This window comes from Paenibacillus sp. P3E (genome assembly GCF_001909045.1).
Taxonomy (GTDB): domain Bacteria; phylum Bacillota; class Bacilli; order Paenibacillales; family Paenibacillaceae; genus Paenibacillus_AQ; species Paenibacillus_AQ helianthi.
In genome coordinates this window covers 13,268-37,451 of record NZ_LVWH01000204.1, presented here as the reverse complement: position 1 = coordinate 37,451, position 24,184 = coordinate 13,268, and the positions used below count along the sequence as shown (strand labels likewise).

Annotated in this window: 12 protein-coding genes; 4 read left to right on the top strand and 8 right to left on the bottom strand. The window is 48.3% G+C overall.

Features of this window, described 5'->3' with window-relative positions; genetic code table 11:
• The 4 genes from A3842_RS33055 to xerS form a co-directional block, all read left to right on the top strand.
• The coding region (locus A3842_RS33055) for a ParB N-terminal domain-containing protein (RefSeq protein WP_483874425.1) at positions 1-312 on the top strand (312 nt) is incomplete at its 5' end.
• Positions 313-341: 29 nt separating this feature from the next.
• Entirely contained in the window at positions 342-971 is a 630-nt protein-coding gene (locus A3842_RS25545; protein ID WP_074103178.1) for a hypothetical protein, read from the top strand.
• Positions 972-984: 13 nt separating this feature from the next.
• On the top strand, positions 985-7,017 hold the full coding sequence (locus A3842_RS25540) for an ATP-binding protein (RefSeq protein ID WP_074103177.1): 6,033 nt from the start codon (positions 985-987) through the stop codon (positions 7,015-7,017).
• Positions 7,018-7,741: 724 nt separating this feature from the next.
• Entirely contained in the window at positions 7,742-8,812 is a 1,071-nt protein-coding gene (gene xerS / locus A3842_RS25535) for a tyrosine recombinase XerS (protein WP_074103176.1), read from the top strand.
• 327 nt (positions 8,813-9,139) lie between these two features.
• On the opposite strand, the gene A3842_RS25530 is transcribed toward xerS, so the two are convergent.
• The 8 genes from A3842_RS25530 to A3842_RS25495 form a co-directional block, all read right to left on the bottom strand.
• Positions 9,140-9,376, bottom strand: coding sequence for a hypothetical protein (locus A3842_RS25530; protein ID WP_256701861.1), 237 nt, complete (start codon positions 9,374-9,376; stop codon positions 9,140-9,142).
• A gap of 113 nt (positions 9,377-9,489) precedes the next feature.
• Positions 9,490-9,762 (bottom strand): ATP-binding cassette domain-containing protein, encoded by a 273-nt coding sequence (locus A3842_RS25525; RefSeq protein WP_178382410.1) that lies wholly within the window; start codon positions 9,760-9,762, stop codon positions 9,490-9,492.
• A 174-nt stretch (positions 9,763-9,936) separates the two neighbouring features.
• The gene (locus A3842_RS25520) at positions 9,937-12,573 is read right to left on the bottom strand and encodes a glycoside hydrolase family 3 protein (RefSeq protein ID WP_074103173.1); all 2,637 of its coding nucleotides are present in this window, start codon (positions 12,571-12,573) and stop codon (positions 9,937-9,939) included.
• Positions 12,574-12,670: 97 nt separating this feature from the next.
• Positions 12,671-13,501: an AraC family transcriptional regulator gene (locus A3842_RS25515; RefSeq protein WP_074103172.1), complete on the bottom strand. Its 831-nt coding sequence runs from the start codon at positions 13,499-13,501 to the stop codon at positions 12,671-12,673.
• Between the two features lie 805 nt (positions 13,502-14,306).
• Positions 14,307-20,315, bottom strand: coding sequence for a glycosyl hydrolase family 28-related protein (locus A3842_RS25510; RefSeq protein WP_074103171.1), 6,009 nt, complete (start codon positions 20,313-20,315; stop codon positions 14,307-14,309).
• Positions 20,316-20,441: 126 nt separating this feature from the next.
• Positions 20,442-22,004: an extracellular solute-binding protein gene (locus A3842_RS25505; protein WP_074103170.1), complete on the bottom strand. Its 1,563-nt coding sequence runs from the start codon at positions 22,002-22,004 to the stop codon at positions 20,442-20,444.
• Positions 22,005-22,078: 74 nt separating this feature from the next.
• Entirely contained in the window at positions 22,079-22,963 is an 885-nt protein-coding gene (locus A3842_RS25500; RefSeq protein WP_074103169.1) for a carbohydrate ABC transporter permease, read from the bottom strand.
• Positions 22,964-22,986: 23 nt separating this feature from the next.
• Positions 22,987-23,964, bottom strand: coding sequence for an ABC transporter permease (locus tag A3842_RS25495; RefSeq protein ID WP_083609732.1), 978 nt, complete (start codon positions 23,962-23,964; stop codon positions 22,987-22,989).
• Positions 23,965-24,184: the final 220 nt, after the last annotated feature.

Genomic DNA, 24,184 nt, shown 5'->3' with positions numbered 1-24,184 from the left:
AAAATATTTATCAAAGGTAAATATTGGGATTACAGAGCTAACTCAGTCTATTACTGCCCCTTATTGTTAAAAAGTATTCTCGATAAGGGGATGCAAAACAGCGTTGAATTAAATCCTCATTCTTGTGGACATTACTCTTTTTCTGAGGGGCAACACCGTACTTGTGTAGCCAAAACCTCCGGAATTCATGGGATTCCTGCTAACATCCACGATGAATGGAGTTCTGAGTGTAGAGTGTGTTATTTCAAAAAAAACAATCTTAAGTTTAAAGTGAAAAACTTACTTGGTAAAACAAAGGATTTCGTCCGTTAAAACTAAAAGAAGACCTAGGAGTGAATATTATGGGGGATTTATTAAAAGGGATATTCAATGATCTTTTTCCTGAATTATACAACAAGACACCACTTCAAAAAAAAAGAAATACTGATTTTGAGATGACCTATTGGAAGGAAAAGCTTTACGGACAAGGTGAGAATATTATATTAGCAGAGACTACAAAAGCTGGTGAGAACATTATAATTTACTATAATCCCACAGATGATGATGGTATATTAATTCTCCGCAGCATTATCTTCTCTGAAGATGGTGTGAATTCACTAACACCTTCAATGTTTTTAACGTATAAAAACAAGTACGAGGTTTTAGAAATTGCAGATATTCGTATGGAAGACAATGATGCAAATAAGGGTTATGGTTCAGTTTTGATGCGTGCATTGTTTCTTGTAATTGAGGAGTATCCTTTACCCATTAAATACATAACGGGCTGGATATCCGGAGTTGATTGGCACCATGTTGAACGTAATAAGCACTTTTATGAAAAATTCAGTTTCTCTGTCGAGTTAAATCATTTAATAAAAGAAGGATATATCTTATTCATTAACCCTTCTAAAGACGGAAGCGAAGAACAATATGTTTCTTTAAACTATAAACCTGGTTTAGAGGGTGTATTATCGGATTTTATGGAAGAATAGATAATGAAAGTAGGTGTTTCTTATAACGACACATGTAATAAATCCTTCAGCGGGTATTGGTGATCCTTATTGGTATGAATGGACAATAGGACAAAAATATGTAGTGGATATGCTTAATCCAGATAACCAAATTGATTACATTATACTGCAAGCAACAGAGGCACAGGGGTTAGATGATGTTGTAGTTGTTTATAGTAATGGAACATCGGAATATGTGCAGGTAAAGCATACTCGTGCAGAAGATACATTAACTTTTGGGAACATGTTATCTCTTTTAAAAAGTATGTCCACAGCTTGGGCAACTCAAAAAAACAAATGGGTAAAATGCTCTCCCGTACTTTTCACAAATCGTATACTCAGCACTAATTCCTCCAATATAAAAGACCCCAATGGGAAAGAGCAATTTCGACCGGCTCTCAACATGTTTCTATTACATTTTCAATCAGAAATCGCCAAGGCTAATTCTCTTAATGATATTCGGATGCCTAAAATATGGGCGTATGCATGGGAAGAATGGCATAGCCAATTGAGCGAACTTTCAAGTGACGAAGATAAATTAAAATTTCTCAAACTGCTAGTCATTAAAACCGAACAACTCGATTTAAACGAGTTAACTAGTCTAGTTACACAGAAAATTTCTACAACATTTGGGATATCGGCTGAAAAAGCGACATCTTTATTTGGACAACTCGACCATGCTTTACGTAATTGGGTGACAACGTCACGGGGCCAAAAAGAATCAATTTATTGTGAGGATGTATATGAAGTTTTAAGTATGCAATCACAAGAGTTGGTAGGGGATCATATGCTTTTGCCTCCCGAACCATTCTTTCCAAGTCGAATGAAATTCCTAGAAAATCTTGCGGAGCATTTACTTAAAAGCTCTTGTCCAGTTACATTCTTATCGGGGGCACCCGGTCAAGGTAAAACAAGTGTCGTAAGTGCATTAGCGAATCGACGTGATCCGGTAATTGACTTGCGTTTCCATGCTTTTAAACCAATTACTCCTCAAACGTTAAGATTGCACGCGGATTCAGGTGTTACTACCAAAGCTGAGGTATTGTGGGGAGATCTACTGATTGAGCTTCGTAGTTACTTCTTTAAGAGGCGTCTCGCCAGATATAATGTTCCTATCAGGAATGACTTTTTAAGCTTAGAACAACTTATATCTGAGGTGTTAAGATTAGCAAATATTTTAGGAGAGGAACGGGGACGACCCACTATCATTGCGATAGATGGCATAGATCATGCGGCTCGTGCTGGTGTCGATCAGTACTCCTTCCTGGAAACTTTAATCCCACCTGATGCAGTTCCAGATCATGTCCGTTTTTTGATTGTTGGACAGCCTTCTGATTCTTACGATAAGTATCCATTCTGGCTAAAAGGCAGTAAACAGGGAGTTTCTCACTGGGTGGTCGAAGGTATTCAAGAAGAAGATATTTCACAACTGCTTACAACTGAAATTCCTAAGTTGCCTGCTGAACAATTCCAAGCAACACTTCGGTTAATTTGTGACACTGCTAAGGAAAACACATTGACAGCTATTTTTGCTATAGAAGAGGCAAAAACGGTTTCCGACTTAGGTGAATTACAATTGACATTATCAAACAGAAGGTTGACAGACGGAATTTCAGAATATTATGAGAAAATATGGAATTCGGCAGTTGCGCGTCTTGATAATAGGTTTCCTTTTGTTGGGCAACGCTTAGCAAGTTATTTTTCCCTGACAAAGGAGAGAGTAACGGGTAATGATTTGGCTATCATATTTGCTGATGTGATGGGTATATCATCTATAGATTGGGTAGAAGCACTGCGAGCACTTCGGCCATTAGTAATTGAAGAAAATGATGGCTTCCGTGTTACTCATAATGATGTTCGGGTTCATCTTACAAAAGAAGTACACGATCAACCTGAAAGATTACGCGAAGTAGCAAGTTTAATTGCGGACTACTATTGGAGAATTCAGGAGAAGGGTATCTCAAGGCATTCAAGCTTGTTTGAATTATTAAGGAAGAGTAATCGTCATGCGGATCAAGCTAGAGTTTTCACGCCAGAATACGTCATGGAGGGAATTGCATGTGAACGACCGATGGAAGAGCTCTACAACCAGTGCCAACAAGCTTTGCTGTATATTGCAGAAACAAAGGATTGGGACTGTATCCATTCCGTGTCGTGTGCTACAGCGACATTAGTTCAATTACATAAGTCAGTCGACTGGACTGGTAATGTCTTCAAATATGTTCCTGATGTACCACCGCTTCTTTTTTCTGAAGGTAGAGTTCTTAATCAAGAATTATGGACGCTTGAAAGTGTCCATGACGCCATAACAGATGCTTATCGTTTAGTCCGAACGAATGAAAATGATCGAGCTATTAGCTTAATGAGACGTTGGTTTGTAGACATTACACCAGTTAATCTTGCTAGTATGTTCAATGAAGCTATATTGGATCAAATCAGTGACTACAAACACTTGAATGACACATTTAAGAATCTTTTGCTTATATGGGGGAAAGTAAGTTTTTACACTGGACTGCATTGGAACGAAGAAATTGAACCTATTCCTTCAGATGATCAAATAACTAAAGAAACATGGGCCTGTTTCTCCAATGCAATGATGAATGAGGCTATAGAGTATGGAGATTTACGAGATTGGATTTGGACCAGACAAGTATCAGTGTATAGCTATATAAATGACATGGAAAACAATTTAATGCAATTAGCTGAACAAAGGAAATGGGCAGAAATTGTATATACATTGAAAGAATCGATAGGAAAGCGCGATCAACGTTCTAGTATTTTCCAAATTAAAGCTGCAGCTCTTAGTCTTTTGACAGGCCAGAATGAACTAATTAATTACTGGGTTCAGTCAATAACAGATAAAGGATTCAATATTTTCGAAAATATTGATTTAGATGATTACCATGAAGATCAAACCTTGCTTTATTGCATGGTGAGTTTTGTTTTGGGATGGACACAACCTTTTCGTGAAAATGGTGGTATTGGTGAGGAAGGTGTTAAGGCTTATTTTGCGAAAAAAAGAAATGAGCGCCAAAAGGCGCATTTGTCGACTCTACTTTATGGCAGCGCACTTGCGGGGAAATGGTTAGGCAGCTATAGAAATAGAGGGAAACAAATAGCTGAACAAATCGTTACTTCGAACGAGATCAAATTAGTACTAGAAGCGTTAGTAAGAAAAACGCGAAATTTCAATGAGACAGTACACAAAGAACAACCATCGACAAAATGGATTGTCGAGATTCTTATCGAATGCGCCAATTTAATTGGTGGAGTAGCGGGTCAAACTGTTAATTCGTTCATATTAGATTATTCAAAATCTTACCCAGTTAATTACATGATGGAAATTGGATGGCGGTATTTGTGGGATCGGGGGGAAGAAGCCTTATTAGAAAAATGGTTCCTCCACTGGTGTGCTGATGAAGGCATAGTTTGGCAGTTTGGTCTAGTAGATCGTGTAGATATAGTGAACCGAATGGCTGATCTTGCTAATGAAGTTGGATATCAACATGAAGCCGAACGAGCTAGACAGCTTTTGAAATGGGGTCTAGTTGGATACACAGGACATAAAGAGTACGTCTTAGATAATCCACAAGATTGGTATAAGGAACTTGCTAAAGGGGAACCAGGAGTCTGGATCAATGAAGGTAAGAGACTGATTGAAATATGCCAAGTTGTTTCAGAGTTAGGGGACAATAGACTATCATTATTTGTTGAGGGTAGTGTTGCCAGTTCAGTAGCGTATGATGGGCCGAAGGCAATGTGGAAGTTACTGAATGCACAAAATGTAAGAGAACCTTTGATAGATAACCCCCACATGATAATCGATGGTTTGATTTCTTTGCTTGAATCTTTAGCTGCTTCAGAGACAGAACTCCTAACGATATGGTCCTTCGGCGTAGGTACACTAAACTGGCAAGATGGATACGAAAGATGTTATCTGGAGGATCTAAGAAATGCATTATGTCTTGCTGCTGAACGGAATGGCATTAGTTGTATAAACGATAAACTTAAGAGTCTAGGTCCAGCAGAATACTACATAAAAGGAGAACGTGATCGTTATCGTATACCCATTAGATGGTTCGAGTCGATTCAAGATGAGTCGTTTCATCGTGATGAGCAGAAAAATGAATTATATGAAGCGTTACAAGAACTACCTTTTCAAAAAGCAATTGATAGGTTAATTCAAACAAATGAATTAGCGGATAGGTTGGAGATTCTGTGTAAGGGTATCAATATCATTGCCAAAAGATTATTAGCGGAAAAGCCAAGTGGGTATCCAAAGCATCTTCAAAGTTTGGTAGATTTGTTATTGGCGCAGAATTATAAAGCTCATCTATGGAGTGACTCAAGCATTCGATTGGCACATCAAGCACTTGTGCCTCTCATTCGTGATAATGTGCGCTTTGAGCTTTTGAGAAATTTAATTTCTAATTTAGATTTTGAAACTGAAGAGAGAATTTGGCTTGATAGTGCAGTTAAAAAAATAGATGAATTTTGCAGACTCCGTGCACTATCTAGTGGGAGTGAAGATCTAAAAGCCGGTGTAAACCGGCTTCTGAACATGCATGAATTATGGATTCAAGGAGCCGGACACCTTCCCAATATGCCACGTATCGAATTTCCTGATTTGCTTGCTACAACACCTAGCTCCTGGTCTGAGTTTGCCATAAGATATTTTTTGAGGATTTTGGAATCAAATAATCTTACAAGAATTGGACTTGCATTAAGAGGACTTTGGAGTATTGCTCAAATTTCACCTTATGATTTGAAGTATATTACAGACAATTGGTCTCACCTTAGTTTTAGTAGTAAAGAAAGGATCTTATTAGTTGTTGAAAGGGCAGCTGCAAATACTCCGTTGGCTTACGAAACATTTGCAGAAATAGTACGTACTTGTTATGACGGATTCGAACTAGGACTAAAATTGCAAGCCTGGGTAATATTAAATGTAATCGAGCGTAGAACAGGAGAAGTTTGTCCTGAGTGGGTACTTCCTAAATCTCCAGACCATGAAGTTTTAGTATCGACATCACCAACGGAAAGAGGGATCTTAGATACACCTAGTATTCCACGTGGATTGACTTATGAACTACACGGAAACGACATTGTGCAAAGTCTTCTAAATAGGTTGGAAGCGGCAACCATGGAGAAAATTGATGATCTTGAAAAAAAATATGTTGCTTATTCCGGAACTAATCCAGATGATACTGAACAAATTGATCCTATTGAAATAAAGCGTGGACAAATGGGTATTCGTAATTTACCACACAGAAATCGCTTGTTAAAAATAATCTATGAAGAGTTATCTAGAGGAAGGTGGAACGATGTCCCTTTAGTAGCCCTTTCGCAAGCCCTCTTAAAATCGGATGATCCATATATCCTTCTTCAAACTCCAACTCCTGCTGCAGACGGTAATGAGTGGATAAAAGATTATGAATTAGACCAGTTGTTTGGGAACAAGAAAGCCTTACTAGATCGTATTATACCGCATATTTATGGTGGCTTGTCAGAAGATGAAATTGTGCTTGGTGCGGTATTTCACTCATATTCATGGACAACTGATGTTGAAGTAGTTCTAGATATGGTCGTTCGAGATAGGGGTTTTGAGTTAGTAGAAGCGCATGAAGTGACGACAATGAATGGTCGTGTGTTTGCGTTGTACCACAATGATCGCTTTGATCCACTAAATGGAAGTGAGCCTATTTTGAGAATGACGTACAAAACTGGTGGAATGGGCGAATTTATCAATCAGTGTGTATATAGCTATCCATCTTTATTGTGGAACTATGTGTTTGGGTGGCATCCATCAGATAATAATCCTTTTCTTTGGTTAGGTGATGGTGAGCATAAGGTTAGATTTGAACATTTTCATGGTCCAATCCGGGAAATTACTCAGGATCAGTTGCACAGACAGCCATTTTTACAAAGATGGGTGTGTTCAAATGAAACATTCGAAAAAATCAGTTCGGACTTAAATGTTACCATAACACCTGTTACGTCTGTTAATGTCAAAAAGATGAGATATTAGATGATAGAGAAAATTAACTTAACAGTAGATTAAATAACAAACACAAATTGAGGAGAGGCATTATAAGTTATAGAGGATCGCAGAACTTCTTGCAATCGCCATGACAACGGAGGTTAAGATCAGCAGCAATATTCAGGATTTACGGAAATAGTCAGACCAGCCGGGGGATAATCCTCCGGTTCTTTTTTTGTCCAAAATACACAATCTCGATATTTAACCAACGATCAAATTGGATCACATTCAAAAAGGAGGAGTAATATCTCGACGAATAAATCTTTATAGATTAGTTTATTGAAGTCCGTTATCAGGTTTATCTGAAATACAGAGTAGCAGAGAATTGGGAGCTTACTGATCCAACTGTCACGAAAAACTGGAAGATAAGTTATGCAAACTCAATCATCGATCCCAATTCCCAATATTGAAAAAAAATACATATACGGGGCTGCATATTTGAAATGAACTTTAGTTATATTCAACTCAATGCGAAGACTAACAAGGAATCACCATATTAAGTTATGGCAAAACTGTCCCATTTTAGAAAAGGGAGTTGGCTAGATGCCAGAGGCTAACTTTTGCCTAGTTTCGTTAAAAAGCTACTAGAGGTAGATTAACAGCAGTTAGTACATTAGAAGTACAGCAATGCATTATTTATAATTACGTAAAATAATAATTTGACGAATAAATAATAATGAGATATATTGGATTCACGGAGGTTCGTACATATATGGATAAACAGATGAAAATGCACTACATGCAGCGAATTGATGAGAAACTGTCTGATTTGCCTTGGTATGTTACAGAATATATTGATAGCAAAAAACGCAAGTTATCTCCGATGACTCTTCTTAATTATTGCCATGATTACATTATCTTTTTTGATTGGCTTATCGCTGAGAATATAACTTCATCAATCCGGAAAGAAATACAATTAGAAACACTCGAGCGATTAACCATCCGTGAAACTGAAAACTTTTTGTCATTCCTGGATTATCAGCTTGGAAACAAGAAGCTTACGATTAATCGAAAATTATCCTCGTTAAAATCTTTGTTTGATTACCTTCAGAACAAGGCTGAGACCAGTGACCTGAAGCCTTATATTCAACGCAATGTTATGGCCAAGATGGATCTGAATGTCGTTAAAGAAAGCCAGGAAACCATTGCAAACCGCATTGAAGGAAAGATCCTTAGAGAAGATGATTTTGAATTGTTTAGACAATTTGTAGCCTATGATTTTGGCGAAAAGAATAAGGACAATAAACGGATTTTTACGTTTCATCAATTCAACCGTGAACGTGACACTGCGATTGTTTCGTTGATATTAGGATCCGGGCTTAGATTATCAGAGGTTTCAGGCATTAATATGGATGACCTGGATATGAATAAAGCGTTAGTTCGGGTGATCCGTAAAGGTGATAAAGAACAATACGTTTACTTTAGCAAACAGGCTTTAATGGATTTAGAAAGTTATCTGCAGATCAGAGAATCAAGATATTTACCAGAAAAAAACGAAAGCTATTTATTCATTGCAGCTCCTGTTGGCCGTAAAGGAAAAAGCCGGCGTTTGACTGGGCGCTCGATTGAAAAGCTGATTGAAAAATACGCTACTGCCTTTGGGAAGCCCTCCCTAACAGTACATTCGCTTAGACATTCGTTTGCAACGCGATATCATTTGGAAAACAATGATGTACCAAGGTTAAAGAATCAGTTAGGGCATTCATCTATACAAACAACTATGATTTATACACACTTAACAGATGAAGAGATGCGTAATGCTGTAAACAACATGGACCGATAAACCCGCGGTGCTTCGCGGTTTTTCTAAGACATCTGCACAAAATCCGTATTTTGACAGGATGTCTAAGAATAGTTTTTTATATTTTATTATTTATTGTCTGTCGGTGGACAAGAACTTAGTCCCATTGCCGAAAACGCCCCTATTTTGGCCCAAAAAAACAACTCCTTTAGGAGTTGTTTTTAATAATCATGTTTCTTGATATAAGAACTCACGTAATTAATCAGTTGATAATTTTTTGGATAATCCATGGATATCCATGCCGGTACATATGATTTCATTTTTGAAATAGCTCTCTTTTTTCTTAAGCTATGATTTGGGCATTGAAGTTCAGGTATGTCTCTCCGCATCGAACGCGCAAGCGTCTCCTTCGATTTCGGCCTCGACCGTCACAGGCCGAAGCGACACGTACTCGGGACGCACGCCAAGCACGACGTCTCGCTCCTCTCCCGCCATATCTTCAAGGCGCGCCTTGGGTCGATTGGGCAGCCGGATTCTCATCCGCTTGTCGACGAAGACGAAGCGACCCGACTCCCGCATGACGCGGCCCTCCACGAAGTTAGTCATGCTCGCCCCAACGAACTCGGCAACGAACCGGTTAGCCGGATCTTCGGCTAATTGCCACTACGAGCCGATCTGCTGAATGACACCGTCTTTTATGACGACGATGTGTCCGCCGATCACCATATTTCGAAGATGGTCATGTTGGGGTAGAGCGCACTGCTGGGCATTACTATCGCCACTTCCCTGTCTTTCGGCGCGGCGTAATTGACATATTTGCCGCCTATATACAACTCGCCGCTGCTGATCTTCTCGAGCCCCGCCAGCATGCCCAGCGTCGTCGACTTCTCGCTTCCTCCAGGTCCGGTCAGCACGATCAGCTCGCCCTCATCGACGGATAGATTAAAATCGCACACCGCAGGCTCGGCGTCGCTTTTGTATCGTTTGGACACATGCTTGCATATGATGCTTCCCGACGTCTTCACCTCGGCTGATATGCTTTTCTGCAGCTCATTCAACCTTCGTTGATCTCTATGTTACCGAAACATCGAAGCGGCACTGATACGGCGAAGTTGGCTTTTGCAGGCGTGTATTTTCCGATTCATTCAGTCGACGCCGGCCAGCCCTCAGACAAGGTCGAAGTCTTGCGATACGGCGATCTTGTCTGAGCTCGAACCGATCATGATCCGGAATATGCCGGGCTCAACAACCCACTGCAAATCCCGGCCGAGCAGCCGCAAATCTTTGCCTGTCAAGCTGAAAGAGACGGTCGACTTCTCGCCGGCTTTTAGATGGATGCGTTTGAACGCGCGCAAATCTTTGTCCGGCCGCGCGATCGAGCTGACCAGATCGCCGACGTACAGCTGCACGACTTCGTCGCCGCCGCGGCCGCCAGTGTTCGTCACGTCGACCGACACCCGGATTTCGGGGTCCGGCAATCCCCGCACTACGTCAACCCGCAAGTCGTCGTATCCGAACATCGTATAGCTGAGCCCGTGCCCGAACGCGTAGAGCGGAGCGTTTTCGCCTTCGACGTAAAAGCGGGAGCCGCCTCGTCTGCGGTTGTAGTAGACCGGAATTTGGCCGATCGTCCGGGGGAACGAAATCGGCAGCCGGCCCGCCGGATTGTAGTCGCCGAACAGCACGTCGGCCATCGCGTGGCCCCCCCGCTCGCCGGGATACCAGGCTTCGATGATAGCGGGGATATGGTCCGCCTCCCAACCCATCGTAATCGGACGGCCGTTCTGGAGCATGAGCACGACGGGCGTGCCAGTCTCGTACACTGCCTTCAACAGTTCGAGCTGCCGGCCAGGCAAGTCGAGACTAGAACGGTCGACGCCTTCCCCGCACGTACGGCAATCATCGCCGAGTGCTATGATGGCTACGTCCGAGCGGCGCGCCAGCTCGACCGCCTCCCGGATGCTGGCAGTCTCGTGGTTCCACCCCAGCATAATGGATACGCCGTTCGTGTCCTTGCAATATTCGAGACGAATGTCGTAGCTGCGTCCCGCTTCCAGATGGACGAGCACGATCGCGTTCGCGCTCTTGTCCTTGCCCCAGCCGTCGATGACCAGCTCGCCGTCCAGCCACAGCCGCATGCTGTCCGCACTGACGGTGCCGATATGGCCGCTTACATCGTGCTTCGGCACGAGCTTGCCCGTCCAACGGACGGAAAAGTGAAACGACGGGACGCGCTGATCTGGCTTCGCGACTACCCAGTTGAAGTCGATCGACTGGTCGAGACGCGTCAACACCGGATCGCCGGCCAGCTCCGGGTTATCGAAGTATTCACCTTGCAGCCCGGCATTGCCGAATCCGTCTACGAAGCTGCCGATCGGAATGGCGTCCAGCTCGTCTTCGAGAATGCCCGTCCCTTTGGCGTACGACACCGTCGTCCCCGCCGATACGCTGTTGCGAATGCCCTGCAGCAGCGTCACCGGCTCGAACCCTTCGACATGCGGCGTATAGTCGCCAAAACGCGCGACGTCCGCGCTTGGCCCAATGATTGCGATATGTCGCAGCGACTTACTCAGCGGCAGCATATCGGATTCGTTTTTCAGCAGTACAATGCCTTCGCGGGCCGCCTCAAGCGCGACTTCGCCGTGCGCGGCGCTGCGCACGACGCGCCCGGACAGCACCGGGTCGATGTATGGCTTCTCGAACAGGCCGAGCATGAACTTGACCCGCAGCACGCGGGAAACGGCTTCGTCCACGGTCACTTCCGCGATCTCTCCACTTTCCACCATTTGAACGATCGCGTCCTGATAGACGTCGTGCGGGTAATCGTAATATTGCATGTCGCAGCCTGCCTCGAGCGCCTGGCGAATCGCGTCCCGCTCAGTCGCCGCCGTAAAGTGCGAACGCTGCAGGCGCGAGATCGCGCCGAGGTCCGAGCGCACGAAGCCCGGCATGTTCCACTTGCCTCTCAGCACGCCGGTAAGCAAGCTTTCGTCGGACGCGCAAGGCACACCGTCGATCGAGTTGTAGGAGCACATTGCGTTGACCGCACCGCCCTCGACGAAAGCATCTTCAAATACTGGCATATAATACGTCTCGATCTCGTTGATCCCAAGCGACGTCGCCGATTGGTTCAAGCCGCTCTCGGGCACGCCGTGTACGGTGAAATGCTTCGGCTCAGCGACGATTGTATGATCGGTGGCGAGCGATTCGCCCTGCAGCCCTTTGACCATGGCGACTGCCATCCGTCCGGCCAGATGCGTGTCTTCACCGTACGACTCCTCGACGCGGCCCCAACGCGGCTCTCGGGCGAGATCGAGCACCGGACCGAAGCTCTCGTGAATGCCGAAGCTTCTAGTCTCGGCGGCGATCGCTTTGCCGATCGACTCTGCGACGGTCGGATTCCAGGAGGACGCGGTCGTAATCGCATGCGGGAAAATGGTACAGCCCGGACGGAGCAGCCCGTGAAGCGCTTCCTCGCTGAACAGCATCGGAATGCCAAGACGGGTGCGCTCGACGGCGTAACGCTGCAGCTCGTTGTTCACTTCGGACGTGCCGTACAGATCATGAATGCAGCCAATGCCAACCTCTCCGATCACTTCCTTCACTTTGTCCCACTCGATCGTCGCGTCGTTCGCCATAACGGTGTCCATATGCGGGTGCTTGGCGCTCATGAACGACGCACCGAAATATTGGTCCAGTTGGCGTACTTTTTCCTTGATGGTCATGCGGTCTAGCAAATCCGCGATTCGCAACTCCACAGGCGCTTGCGGGTTGCGGTACAATGCCGATTTCTCCTCTAACATGGGTGAAGACCTCCCCTTACGGTTATATGGTTCGGAACTACCTCTACTATAAAAAAAGAACCCCCGACAGTTCCTGTCAGAGGTTGCGAACGACCCGTCATTTTTTGTTACGGAACTGCGAGGGGGTCCGGCCACTTACTTTTTTGAAAACGCGGTTGAATGTTTCGATGCTGTTGAAGCCCGCCTGAAAGGCGATGTCTGTCACAGATTCCCCGTAACTATTCTGCAATAGCGACATCGCGACGTTCGCGCGGAATTCGTTAACGTAGTCCGCGAATCCCGCACCTGTCGCTTCCTTGAAGAAGCGGGAAAAATACGTCGGGCTGAAACCCGCCAAGTCCGCGGCCTGCTGCAGCGTAATGTCGGAAGCGTAGTTCCGCTCGATGTGCGACATCACATTGCGCAGCCGTTCCAACTGTTCGAGCTGCCGGGTCCGCTCCTGATGCGAATAGGCTTCCATCGGCACGGAGCGGATAATGGCCGCGCCCAGGTCGTGAATGCGGGCTTTGATGACGAGCTCGAACCCTTCGCCGCCTTCATCCCACTCGTGCAAAATCGCGCGGATGATCGGCTCCAACTTTCCGTGCAGCTCATCTTCCGCGGTAAGCAGTGGCGACGTAAACCGGCGGTCGAAGACGCCGTCGGAATAGCCGCCGAAGACGGACTTGCCGATCTGGAGAATGATCTTGCCGCAGCCTGCCGGATTCGGGTAAAAGCGGTGAACGGCGCATGAGCTGATCAGCAATAAATCCCGGTTCTTCAGGGCGTACGTATCGTTGTTGACGGCGATGTACATTTGGCCTTCGAGAATGTGGACGATCTCGATTTCCTCATGCCAGTGCGAAGGCGTGCCGGCTTCCTCGTGGCCGACGATAATTTTCAGCGGATTGTTCGTTTTCAGCGCTATTTTCTCATGCCAAGGGTTCATTGCGATATTCTCCCACGGTCGACGTTTTTGTCCCCCAGTGTAGCTTATTTGCGGACGGGTCACAAGGGAACGGGATTTCCAGGCAGTCCGCCTCTCCAACAAATATAGAGCGGTGAATGACCATCTATAGTGAACATATAATATATTCGGATCATCCCCCGTACATTTCCAAACCAGCAAGCAAACAGTTTCCACATGCGTCGAGTGTTCAGTGTGAATAATTCTTATACGATATGCCCCTCAATTGAAACACCAGACTACAGAAAATTGTGGGCTGGTGCTTCTTTCTCACAGCCACTCTTAGCTACAGTGGGTGAGTAATCAAGTTGCATCAGTAAGATCCAAAGGAAAATTAAATCCAATGCTCGCTTTCCATTCCCTAAAGCTTGCTTGTAGTCAACTTCGAGCTCTTGAATAGATGTATAGCTCATGAAGTCTGTGTTATGAATTCAAATTCCAGCCTCAGAAAAAAGTTATGTGCTTCTTATAGACTTTTCAACCTCTTCAATAAGTGTATTCCAGTCAGATAACAATAAAGTTGCTGATGCAACACCAGTTGTGTCACTTTCTACAAATTTCCTGATAATATCATATGCTCTTTTTAACCTTGGCACTTAAGGGCTAGACGATTCTCATAATCTGCTGAAGCAAGACGCGAATGACCAAAAACGTAGAGCAGTGATTCTCCAGTAACGGGAGAATCGCTGCTCTACTGCCGTTTTACGGTTCTTTTAAAAAAAGAAGGGTCCCTTTCGTAGGAAACTTTACTTATGGGACAGCCCCTGTGTATAACTGCAACGTTCTTCTATTCCCTGTAAACGTAATTGTAAATGTTGTACATCAAAACCGCGGCTTCGGCGCGGGTCAGAATACCCCGGGGATTGAGCTTCCCGGCATCCCCATGAAGCAGATTCGCCTGAAGCAGCTTACTGATGCTGTCCCCGGCATGAGCAGAGATCTCTTGTACATCGCTGAAACCGGACAGCAAGTCAGGCGCGGTTTGAAGAGCGGATACGCCAGACTTCAGAGCCAGCGCGCGCTGTGCCAGTACAGCTGCATCCTGTCTGCTGACCGCCTTCTCCGGTTCAAAGCGGTTACCGCCCGTGCCGCCCGCAATCCCCAGATTTCGGAGGCTGCCTACAGCCTGCGCATAGTATGCTTCTTGCCGTACATCATCGTAAGGCTTGGCCGGAGCATCTGCCAGCTCCAGTAACGACGACAGCATCATCACAAAATCGGCTCTTGTGATTTGAGCCTGCGGATTAAAGACCTCTTCTGACTGGCCGCGGACTATTCCTTTGGCCGCCAGAACTCCAATCGCTTGTTTCGCCCAAGGCGTCCGGTTCAGGTCGCCGAAAGCCGGGGCTGCAGATACAACCGCGTGTTCGCCGAAATGAGACGAATGGAATATGACCTGGCCTTTCTGATAATGATAACGGCCGTTGGCAACTGTAGTGACTTTCCCGCTGTCATCGATGTAGCGGACAGCCAGAAATTCATGGTTCTCTCCGGTTGAGAGCTTGTAGGGAAGTGACACTGTTACCGTTGCATTGCTGTTGCGCCAGTCCAGCTTTTGGTTCCCCGATGCGAGAGAAAGCTCTACAGCCGGGTGCCCTGCATTCTGCTGCTTCAGCGCTGATCCCCAGCCGTTCCGGTCTGCATCCAGGATCGTCACCGTCAGATTGGGGCCGACTGCCGCAAGCTGTGATGTATCCAGCATATTTCCGGGTAGAGTGAACGTACCCTTGGAGGTTACTACCTCAATAACCCTATTCGGGCCGGCACTGCCAAGCAAAGCGGAAGGCAGCTGCAATCCGTAGCCCTGCGCTCCCGGCGATTCGGCAATTTGGACAACTACTTTCCGGACTCCGCCGATTTTCGCCGTCTGCCCAAAAGCCTTCTCCAGCAGCGCTGCGGAGAGTGAAATTCCGGCGATCTGCGAGCCGGAATCGAGCACAGCACCAGCCGTGATCGCGGCTGTGCCGTCACCGCCAATGGTGATTGCAGGTGCCGCAGTCGATGGCGTTGCGGATGCCGCTGGCGATGTTGCCGCCGGTACTGGTGTTGACGTCGCTGTTACCGGAGACGTTGACGTTGACGTTGGCGTTACCGCCGGTGTCGGTGTTGGCGTTGCCTGCCCCGGCTGTCCGTCATTAAGCTTCACCAGACGGTTCTTCAGGCTATCCTTCACATTGCCTTCCGGCAGAAGGGCAACGAAATTGGCGGCGGCATCCACGGATGTGACCGACACGGCGGCTTCCGCTGAAGCGACAGCCGTTTTTGCTGATGCGGCAAGAGCTTCCGTGAACACGCCCTGAAGCAGATACAGGTTTCCATAAAGGGTGGCATCCTTGCTTGTGCCAATGCCCTGATTGTATTCGCTGAAGCCGGCCCGGCCCGCTCCGTCATTTTCATTCAGCAGCAGGGTGAAGCCGATTGAATCCTCTGGTGAGAATGCGACGCCCGGACCATGAAGCTGTGCAAACGGAATAGCAAGCTCGTAAAGTGTCACTCCCAGTCCCTCATCACGGCTAATGTCCGCCTGCACTCCTGGCAAGACACCGGTATTGAGGCCTTGCGGTGCCCGCCAGCGCCAGGAGCTCACAGTTCCCTGCCCGTTCAGGGCAAAGCCAAGCTCGCTGACGTTTTGACTGGCGCTACCGTCTTGTCGCGACAGGTCAATACCGAGCTGCAGGCTGTCTCCCTGCCAGATATCCCCACCCGTCCAGTTCTGCGCGTGAACATCGTCATGTGCGGCCAACGTCACATACAGATGCTCTTCATCCCACCGGAGCCTTGCTTCCGCGCTGAGGTCATTGGCACCCTTCCACTGGCCGCCCAGACTGAAATAATGATCAGCATCAGACATTACCACAGGGGGAGCCGCCTGATTATCGGCGCTTGAACTGCGGGAGGCGAATGACTGCCCCAGCTTGACAGAGGTTACATAGGCTTCACCATTGTCTAGCGTGATCTTGTATTTCAGCGAATCGATGGCCAAGAAGGGCAGCGGAATATCGATGCTGTGGCCAAGCCCCACGCCTTCGAAACGCACCGGCTGGAGGACACTCTGATAAACGGAAGGGCCCAGCAACTCAAGCTTGCCTTTCATCGGCTGCGGCTGCGAGACATTGGTAAGTGTCAATGTGGCACTCGGCTGTCCGCCCGCTTCCTCAAATGGGGTTGCCGTTAGCTGCAGTGACACCGGCACCAGATCGGTGCCCGTTACTTTGGACGGCGCGCGGTTGTCCAGCTGCAAGCCTCCGCTATACAGATTATTGGTCAGAACAAGCCGCTCCACTTCGGGATCAGCATAGACATGTGTGGTCTGCGCTTGCTGGAAATATGAATTATACATGGCGATATCGCCGCCAAGCGCACCCAGCCCCCGTTCACCTACGGTGACAACATTAGCCTGCTGGATGTTTATTTTTCCACTGTGAATATCTAAGGCCCTGGTCGTATCGCCCCACATGGAGGAGTTGAACAGGGTGGCTTTGGAATTGAAATCCTCACCCACCGTAACATATACCTTATCCGAGGAGCTGAGTGAAACCAGCTCAGTATTGATCAGCTTCAGACCTTCGGGTTCAGCGCTGTCCAGCACTGCCCCTTTTTTACTGCCGTCTGTACCATGGCCGATCACGACCGCCTGAGGTCCCCGGCCATCCTGTGCCATAAAATGGATACCGTACTGGGATCCGTATACGAAGGTATTGAACACGGTCTCCCCGCTGACATCGGCAATCCGGAACGCATCGAGATTGTCTTTCTGGTAGTTCCAGACCACCTGGAAAGCGGCATCGTTGTCGGGATGGTTCGGATATGTGCTTCTGCCATAGTAATGCGGGTTGAACTGCACATTGCGCACAAAGCCTCCAGTCGCACCCCCACCCACAAAAATACCTTCCTTCAGCGGAGAACCGGCAACATAGTTGATATAATGCCCGCTCGTATCAAAGCTTCCGAAGTCAATGCCCTGGTAAGGGTTTACCAGGGTAGTATCAATGGCGTATACGCCGTGGCCCTTGCCCCGGATTGTCCAGGCATAAGGCTTGATATTACTCCAGTTCTGTTTGTCGTAATAGATAGATAGTCCACGCACGCCGGCTGATTCCTCCAGCGTAATCAGCGCCTCATCCTCAGGCTTGCCCTCACCGTAATTCGTAAATATCACGGTTCCGCCGCCGATCGTATGATGCGGTACATCCCATGAGCCCCTCAGCTCCACACCTGATGGCACCGTGAGTCTGGTGTTGATCCGGTAGGTGCCTGCGGGAAGATACACCGTTCCGCCCCCTGCCAAACCGGCATCGTTCAGTGCCTGCTGCACCGCCGAAGAGACGTCGAGCAAACCGCTTTTATCGGCGTTGTAGGGACTGGCGGCGATGTCAAACAGCAAATTGGTCGCTGGTTTCGGTGCCGCCGCTCTATCCGTGGCTATCCCCTTCGGCAGAACATCAAGCGCGTAGGCATCATCCTGATGGATATTAATTTCCGCGGCATCGCTTTCATCCGAAACCTCAAGCTGCCCGTTATATCCGGAATTGATGGCGTTCACCTTACGCGCAGCGCTTCCAAGCAGCACATGCCTGCCGGGCCTGGTGAAAGAGGACTGGCCAAGCAGCAGCGAACCGCCATTGGCTGCAATCGCATAACCGCCCGCGTCAACGTTCCAATCGGTGAAGCTGCTGTTCTCAAAGGACAGCACCCCGCTGCCGTCATTCTCAACCGCATACAGCGGGTTACCGCCGACAGTTACCGTATTGAACTGGACAATGGAATGAAAGCCCTGTGTGGCCTGAATCGCCACCGGAGCCTCGCCGACTCCCGCTTCGAAGCTGCTGTCCGAGACGAGCAGGCCGTAGTCGTTGACCCCTTCGATCTTGAGCGCCACGTTGCAGTCTTTGATACGGATTCGGTACAGCTGCGCATTGGCTGTTTCCAACGAATTGGTCCGTGTCGTCACCCGCAGGCCGGTCTTAAAGCCCGAAATAAAAAGATCGGACATATATTCCCAGTCCGAGCGGCCCATTACCACACCCTCGGCGTGACCGGTCATGTAATTGAACAACGCCACCTGTCCCGGCGCATCGGGCAGGCCCGAGCCGGACCAAATCTCCGGAGACAGCGTCACCCGTTCCAGCCGTCCGATATCGGTGGTGAAATCGAGGAAGATCCCCGTCTTCAGGGCCGTTCCGGATACATCCTTGACATAGTGCAGCTCGTTCCAGACTGGACCGATTTTAATCCCGTTATAGGCATTGACGAGCGTAACGTTACTGATCGTGGCACTGTCCCCCGACAGTTGCTCGAAGGTCCAGGGATAGGCGACCGGAGTATCCAGCGTTTGCTCTGGATACCAGACGGAGAGATGAGTGACTCCACTGACCGGCTCCATGCTTATAAGACTGGTGCCGTTCTCCTCGCCCCGTCCTTCATAAGCCGCAAGAATGGTACCCTGCACCGTGTAATTTCCGGCCGCAGGCTCAGGCCGATCTCCGCGGAGTGTCACTCCGGTCGGAATGACGAGGTGTCCATTCAGGCGATACGTTCCCGCAGGTGCAAACACTACACCCCCTCCTTGGGCCGATGCCGCACGAAGCGCGTTCTGAATGGCCGTGGTGTCATCTGTTACCCCGTCCCCTTTAGCCCCGTAGTCCGTTACGCTAATATTTGCGATCACAATATCATCCGTTTCATATACTGTCTGAATGACACCGGTCTGCGAAGGGGCCACAATTCGCGGTGATTTCTTCACGGTGACTCTCGCCACCTTAAGATCCGGATTGTTGTCCGGCGCACCCGCTCCGCTGATGCCGATCCGGAAGTCGGCGCCGTTCGTGCGGTCGGCGAATTTCGCATCACTGAGCTTAAAGGTATGGCTTTGCCATTGTTTGGTGTCGGCATAGGTGAACAATGCGGCATCCTTGAAGGGTGCAGATACGGCATCATACTGCAGCACCATGCTGCCGCCGCCTTCATCATAATAGTCCACCGTGAGATACACATCCTGATCTGTATTGTCGTACAGATAGTCATTCGCAACATTCATGTACAGATACAGTGTTCCGCCGTCGGGAGCTGCGCGGTTGGTCGACCAGTACCCCCTGCCGTCCAGAGTACCTGTCAGAACGCCCTGTTCATAATCTCCTCCACGTGCAGTGATACCCTGCGGTATCGGAGTGTCGCCGAGCACGATCCCAGCCTCATCCGATGGTAGCGGTTTCAAGGTTTTGCCGATACTGACAGAAGCCAGCTTGAGATCTTTATTGTTAGCTGCGCTTGCTCCGCCGCCTTCGATGCCGAGGCGAAAGTCAGCTCCGTTCGTGCGGTTGCCAAACCAGGCGTCACTCAGTTCGAACGTATGGGTTTTCCATGTGTGGGTGTCCGTATACGTAAAGAACGGCGCGTCCTTGAACGCGCTTGATTCACTGTCATACTGTAGCACTGCCGAACCGTTTCCTTCATCGTAGTATTCCATCGTAACCGATACATTGTAATCCGTATTCTCATGCAGGTATTGATCATCCACATCCATGTAGAAATACACGGTCTGCGGGCCATCCTCGGCTTTGTTAGTCTCCCAATAGGTTTTACCGTCGAGTATGCCGGTCCGCAGCCCTGCAGGATTATCTCCTGCCCGAGGGCTGATGCCGTTTATTACGGGAGTCTCTCCCAGAACAACACTTATTCCGGCGGAATCACTTGCTCCCGCCGAAGCGGAAGGCGAATACAGGCCCGCGGTCACAATCGCCAAAGTCAGCAGAGAAGAGGTTACACGTCGAAGCTTCTTCGTCCATCGTTGTCCCATCAGTTTTCAAACCTCCATTGAATAGGGAATAGGCTATAAGTTCAACAAGAAGCGCCCATGGGCGTTATTCGCTTATGGGCGCTCTTCATTCAACAAACCGTATCTACAGCTTGTTGCTTTTTCGTTCTATTTTTGGTTCGCGAGATAGGCATCGACCTGTTTCTGCGTTTCGGCAAGCAGCTTATCCAGCCCATTTTTCTTCTGCATATCGATGTAATCGCTAACGGATTTCTCAACATTCTTGACTACGCCGAATTCAATCGGGCGGCTGAATTCATCGGAGGCCTGATCGCGCTTGGCAATTTCATTCTTCACATTGTTTTCCGCGATAAAAAGACCATCCACAGGCGAGTTCACATTATTGGGCTCACTGGCAAACTTAGCCTCGTTCGCCCAGAAGCCCACGCCGTAGGTTTGCGTGGGACGCATGAACTGCGGCTTCCAGAAAGCCCACTGTCCTCCCCATTCCATATAGTTACTGGTTGAAGACTCCATGCCTTCAGGATAAACAGCCATATCACCGTCAAGCTTGTAGGTTTTGCCTTCGATTCCGTATTGCAGCAGGTCGTACAGCGTCTGATCCGTTTCCACCATATCGAGGAAGCGGAGTACCAGATCCGGATGCTCGGAGTTCCGGTTGATAGCCAGCACATTAGCCAGCGCGGTACGGTTAACATATTTTTTGTCTGGGTAGAGCAGTGACATTTCCTGTTTGTAAGAAGGATCTAAAAAACCCGGATCGGCATAAGCCCATTCATGCGAAGTAAGCGTAAAGAGCTTCTTGCCGTTTCTCCACTGCACTTCCTCGCCTTCCTTGTCAATCATGGCATCCCTGTTGATCAGGTTGTCATCGTACCAGGTTTTGGAGAGCTTGGCGGATTCCAGGTAGAACGGCTGCTGCTCAATCGGTTGGACGGCCACCTTTGGATCGCTCATGTAGAAGCCAAGGCCATGGAAGTTGAGATCCACCCATTCGTCGCGGATCATATATATCGACAGCGGCGTGGAGCGGGACAATTTTTCGTTCGGATACGCTTTTTTGAACTCGCGCAGCAGCTTGTCGACATCCTCGATCGTCTTTACCGAATCGGGCTCGATGGTGATGCCCGCCTTCTCAGCGAGATCGGAGCGCCAGCCCGCAAATTTGCGTTCATTCATCTTCATGGTCCAAGGCAGACCGACGATATCGCCGTTTACTGTTGCCGCGGATAAAGTGCCCTGCTCTTCATATTTTTTATAAAGGTTCGGAGCATACTTCGGCAGCAAATCGTTCAGCGCCATGTAGGAGCCTTTTGCCGCCATTTGCTTGTAGGACAGCCAGTCGCCGTCGAAGTTCATGTCCCAGCTGTCGCCGGAAGCCGCCATCACCAGCATTTTGTCCTTGAAATCGCCGAATGGAATCGTATTGATGTCGAACTTCACATTCAGCCCTTTGCCTTTGACATATTCACTGATTTTCGCCCAGACCTCGTCCGTGGCCGCCTTTTTATCGCCCCCGAAGTAGAATTTGAGCGTCACTTCCTGTTCGCTGGTTTTGGCTGCATTGCTGTTTTCACCGCTGGTATTGCTGCTGGAGCTGCCGTCAGCCGTATTTCCGGAATTATTGCCGTTGCCACCGCAGGCCGATAACGTAAAGCTGAAAAGCAAAATGGTGGTAAGCAGGAACAACCCTGATTTCCTTTTTCGCATGTAAAACCTCTCCCCTTGTTGGACAATGTGTATGCTTGAGCGGCCGAAGCCGGTAAAGCCGGTGGGACGGTAAATCAGCCTTTGACAGCGCCTACTATCAGACCTTTAACGAAATACCGCTGCACAAATGGATACAGGAAAACGACAGGTCCGATGGTGACGACGGTCAGCGCCATTTTCATGGACTCCGACGGGATCTGCGCTGTAATACGCTGCATCGCAGCCGCGTTGCCGGAGCTTCGCAGAAAATCGACGTTAGAGATCAGTGTGCGCAGCAGCAGCTGCAGCGGCTGAAGCTCCTGCTTGTCGACGAACATTAGGCCAAGGAACCAGTCATTCCAGTAACCAAGGGCCATAAACAGCCCTACTGTTGCCAGCACTGGCAGCGCCAGTGGAGTGATCAGCCGGTAGAAGATCCGGAATTCGCCGGCTCCGTCTATTTTGGCCGATTCGTGAATCTCCTCAGGAATGGAATGCATAAAGTTACGGATCAGAAACAGGTTGAACGCATTCGCGAGCGAGGGCAGGATCAGCGCCCACAGGGTATCCTTAAGATCCAAATACCGCACACAGATGATATACCAGGGGACAAGACCACCGTTGAACAGCATGGTGATAATTACATATACCGACAGCACACCCCGAAGCTTAAAAGATCTTCTCGATAGTGCATAGGCAGCCATAGCCGTGAGCAGCAGCGATACTACCGTACCGACGCTTGTGACAAGCACGCTGACTCCGTACGCATCTATAATTCGGTGTGAGCCCAGCAGCAGAATACGGTAGGAATCTAATGTGACATGCTTGGGCAAGAGTGTGTAGCCATAAGTGGCGATATCCTGCTCATTACTAAGTGAGCCTGAGATGACCATGATGAACGGGTACAGGCAGGTCAGACTGAACATGCCCACGATAAGCATGAGGATCAGCTGACTGATTGAATATTTTTTGGCTGTCATGCCGGAAGAGCCTCCTTTGCCGATTAGAAAATGGCAGAATCCTTGTCAATTTTACGGGCGGCATAGTTGCTGCTGAGTACCAGCACAAAAGCCACTGTTGACTGCAGGAAGCCCGCGGCCGAGGCCATGCCGATATCGCCGGTTTTGCGAAGGCTGCGGTATACAAAGGTGTCGATGACATCGGTGGTCGGGAACAGCAGCGAAGCGTCGCCCACCATCGCGTAGAACATCCCGAAGTCCGCGTTCATAATCCGCCCCACGGCCAGCAGCGTCAGAATGATCACCGTCGGCCGCAGCATCGGTAGACTGATATGCCGAATCTGCTTCCAGCGGGAAGCGCCGTCGATCGCAGCCGCCTCGTAATAGGAATGATCGATGGAGGTCAATGCAGCCAGATAAATGATCGTACCATAACCCGTAGATTTCCAGCGAATCGCAATCGTCAGGATCAGCGGCCAAAGTCCGGAGTTGCTGTAGAAGTCGATGCCGGGGAAGCCCAGCCATTCAATCAGTCGGTTAATGGACCCGCTTTCATAGTTCAGTAGATTGTAGGAGAATACGCCGACAACAATCCAAGAGATGAAGAAGGGCAGGAACGTAATGGACTGTGTCACCCTTTTGAAAAATTTATGGCGGATCTCATTCAGGAGAAGCGCAAAGCCCACTTCAAATACCAAGCCGACCGCAATAAAAAGCATGTTCAGCAGGACGGTATTACGCATCGCCCGGAAAGCAGCATCGGAAGAGAATAGGTAATCAAAGTTGCTTAGCAGCGGATTCATCCAAGAGCTCCCGAAGATTCCTTTGCTAAAGTCAAAATCCTTGAAGGCAATGACCAGCCCCGCCATCGGCAGGTAGTTGAACAGCAGCAGCAGGACGGCAAACGGCAGAAACATCACCAGCAGTGACCGGTTTCGATACAAATCCTTCAGTACGCCTGATTCCCTGCGGGCAGCGGTGCGGCTGGTCCGCTTGCTTGAAGTCGCGGTTATCGTTCTCATTAGCATGTACCTTTCTGTTTAGGTGATGCTTTAATGATACAGCCGCACCCAAGGGGAAACCATAAGCCTATCTTGTTCTTTTCTGGTTCAAAATTGGCTTATAGCCGGTATAGGATCACTGGTAGGTAAAATAGCCCGATGACCTGGAACCTATTCCAAAAACAAAGCCGTCCAAAGTGCGGACGGCAGACACATAGCAATCTCAATAGAAGGTGTGGGG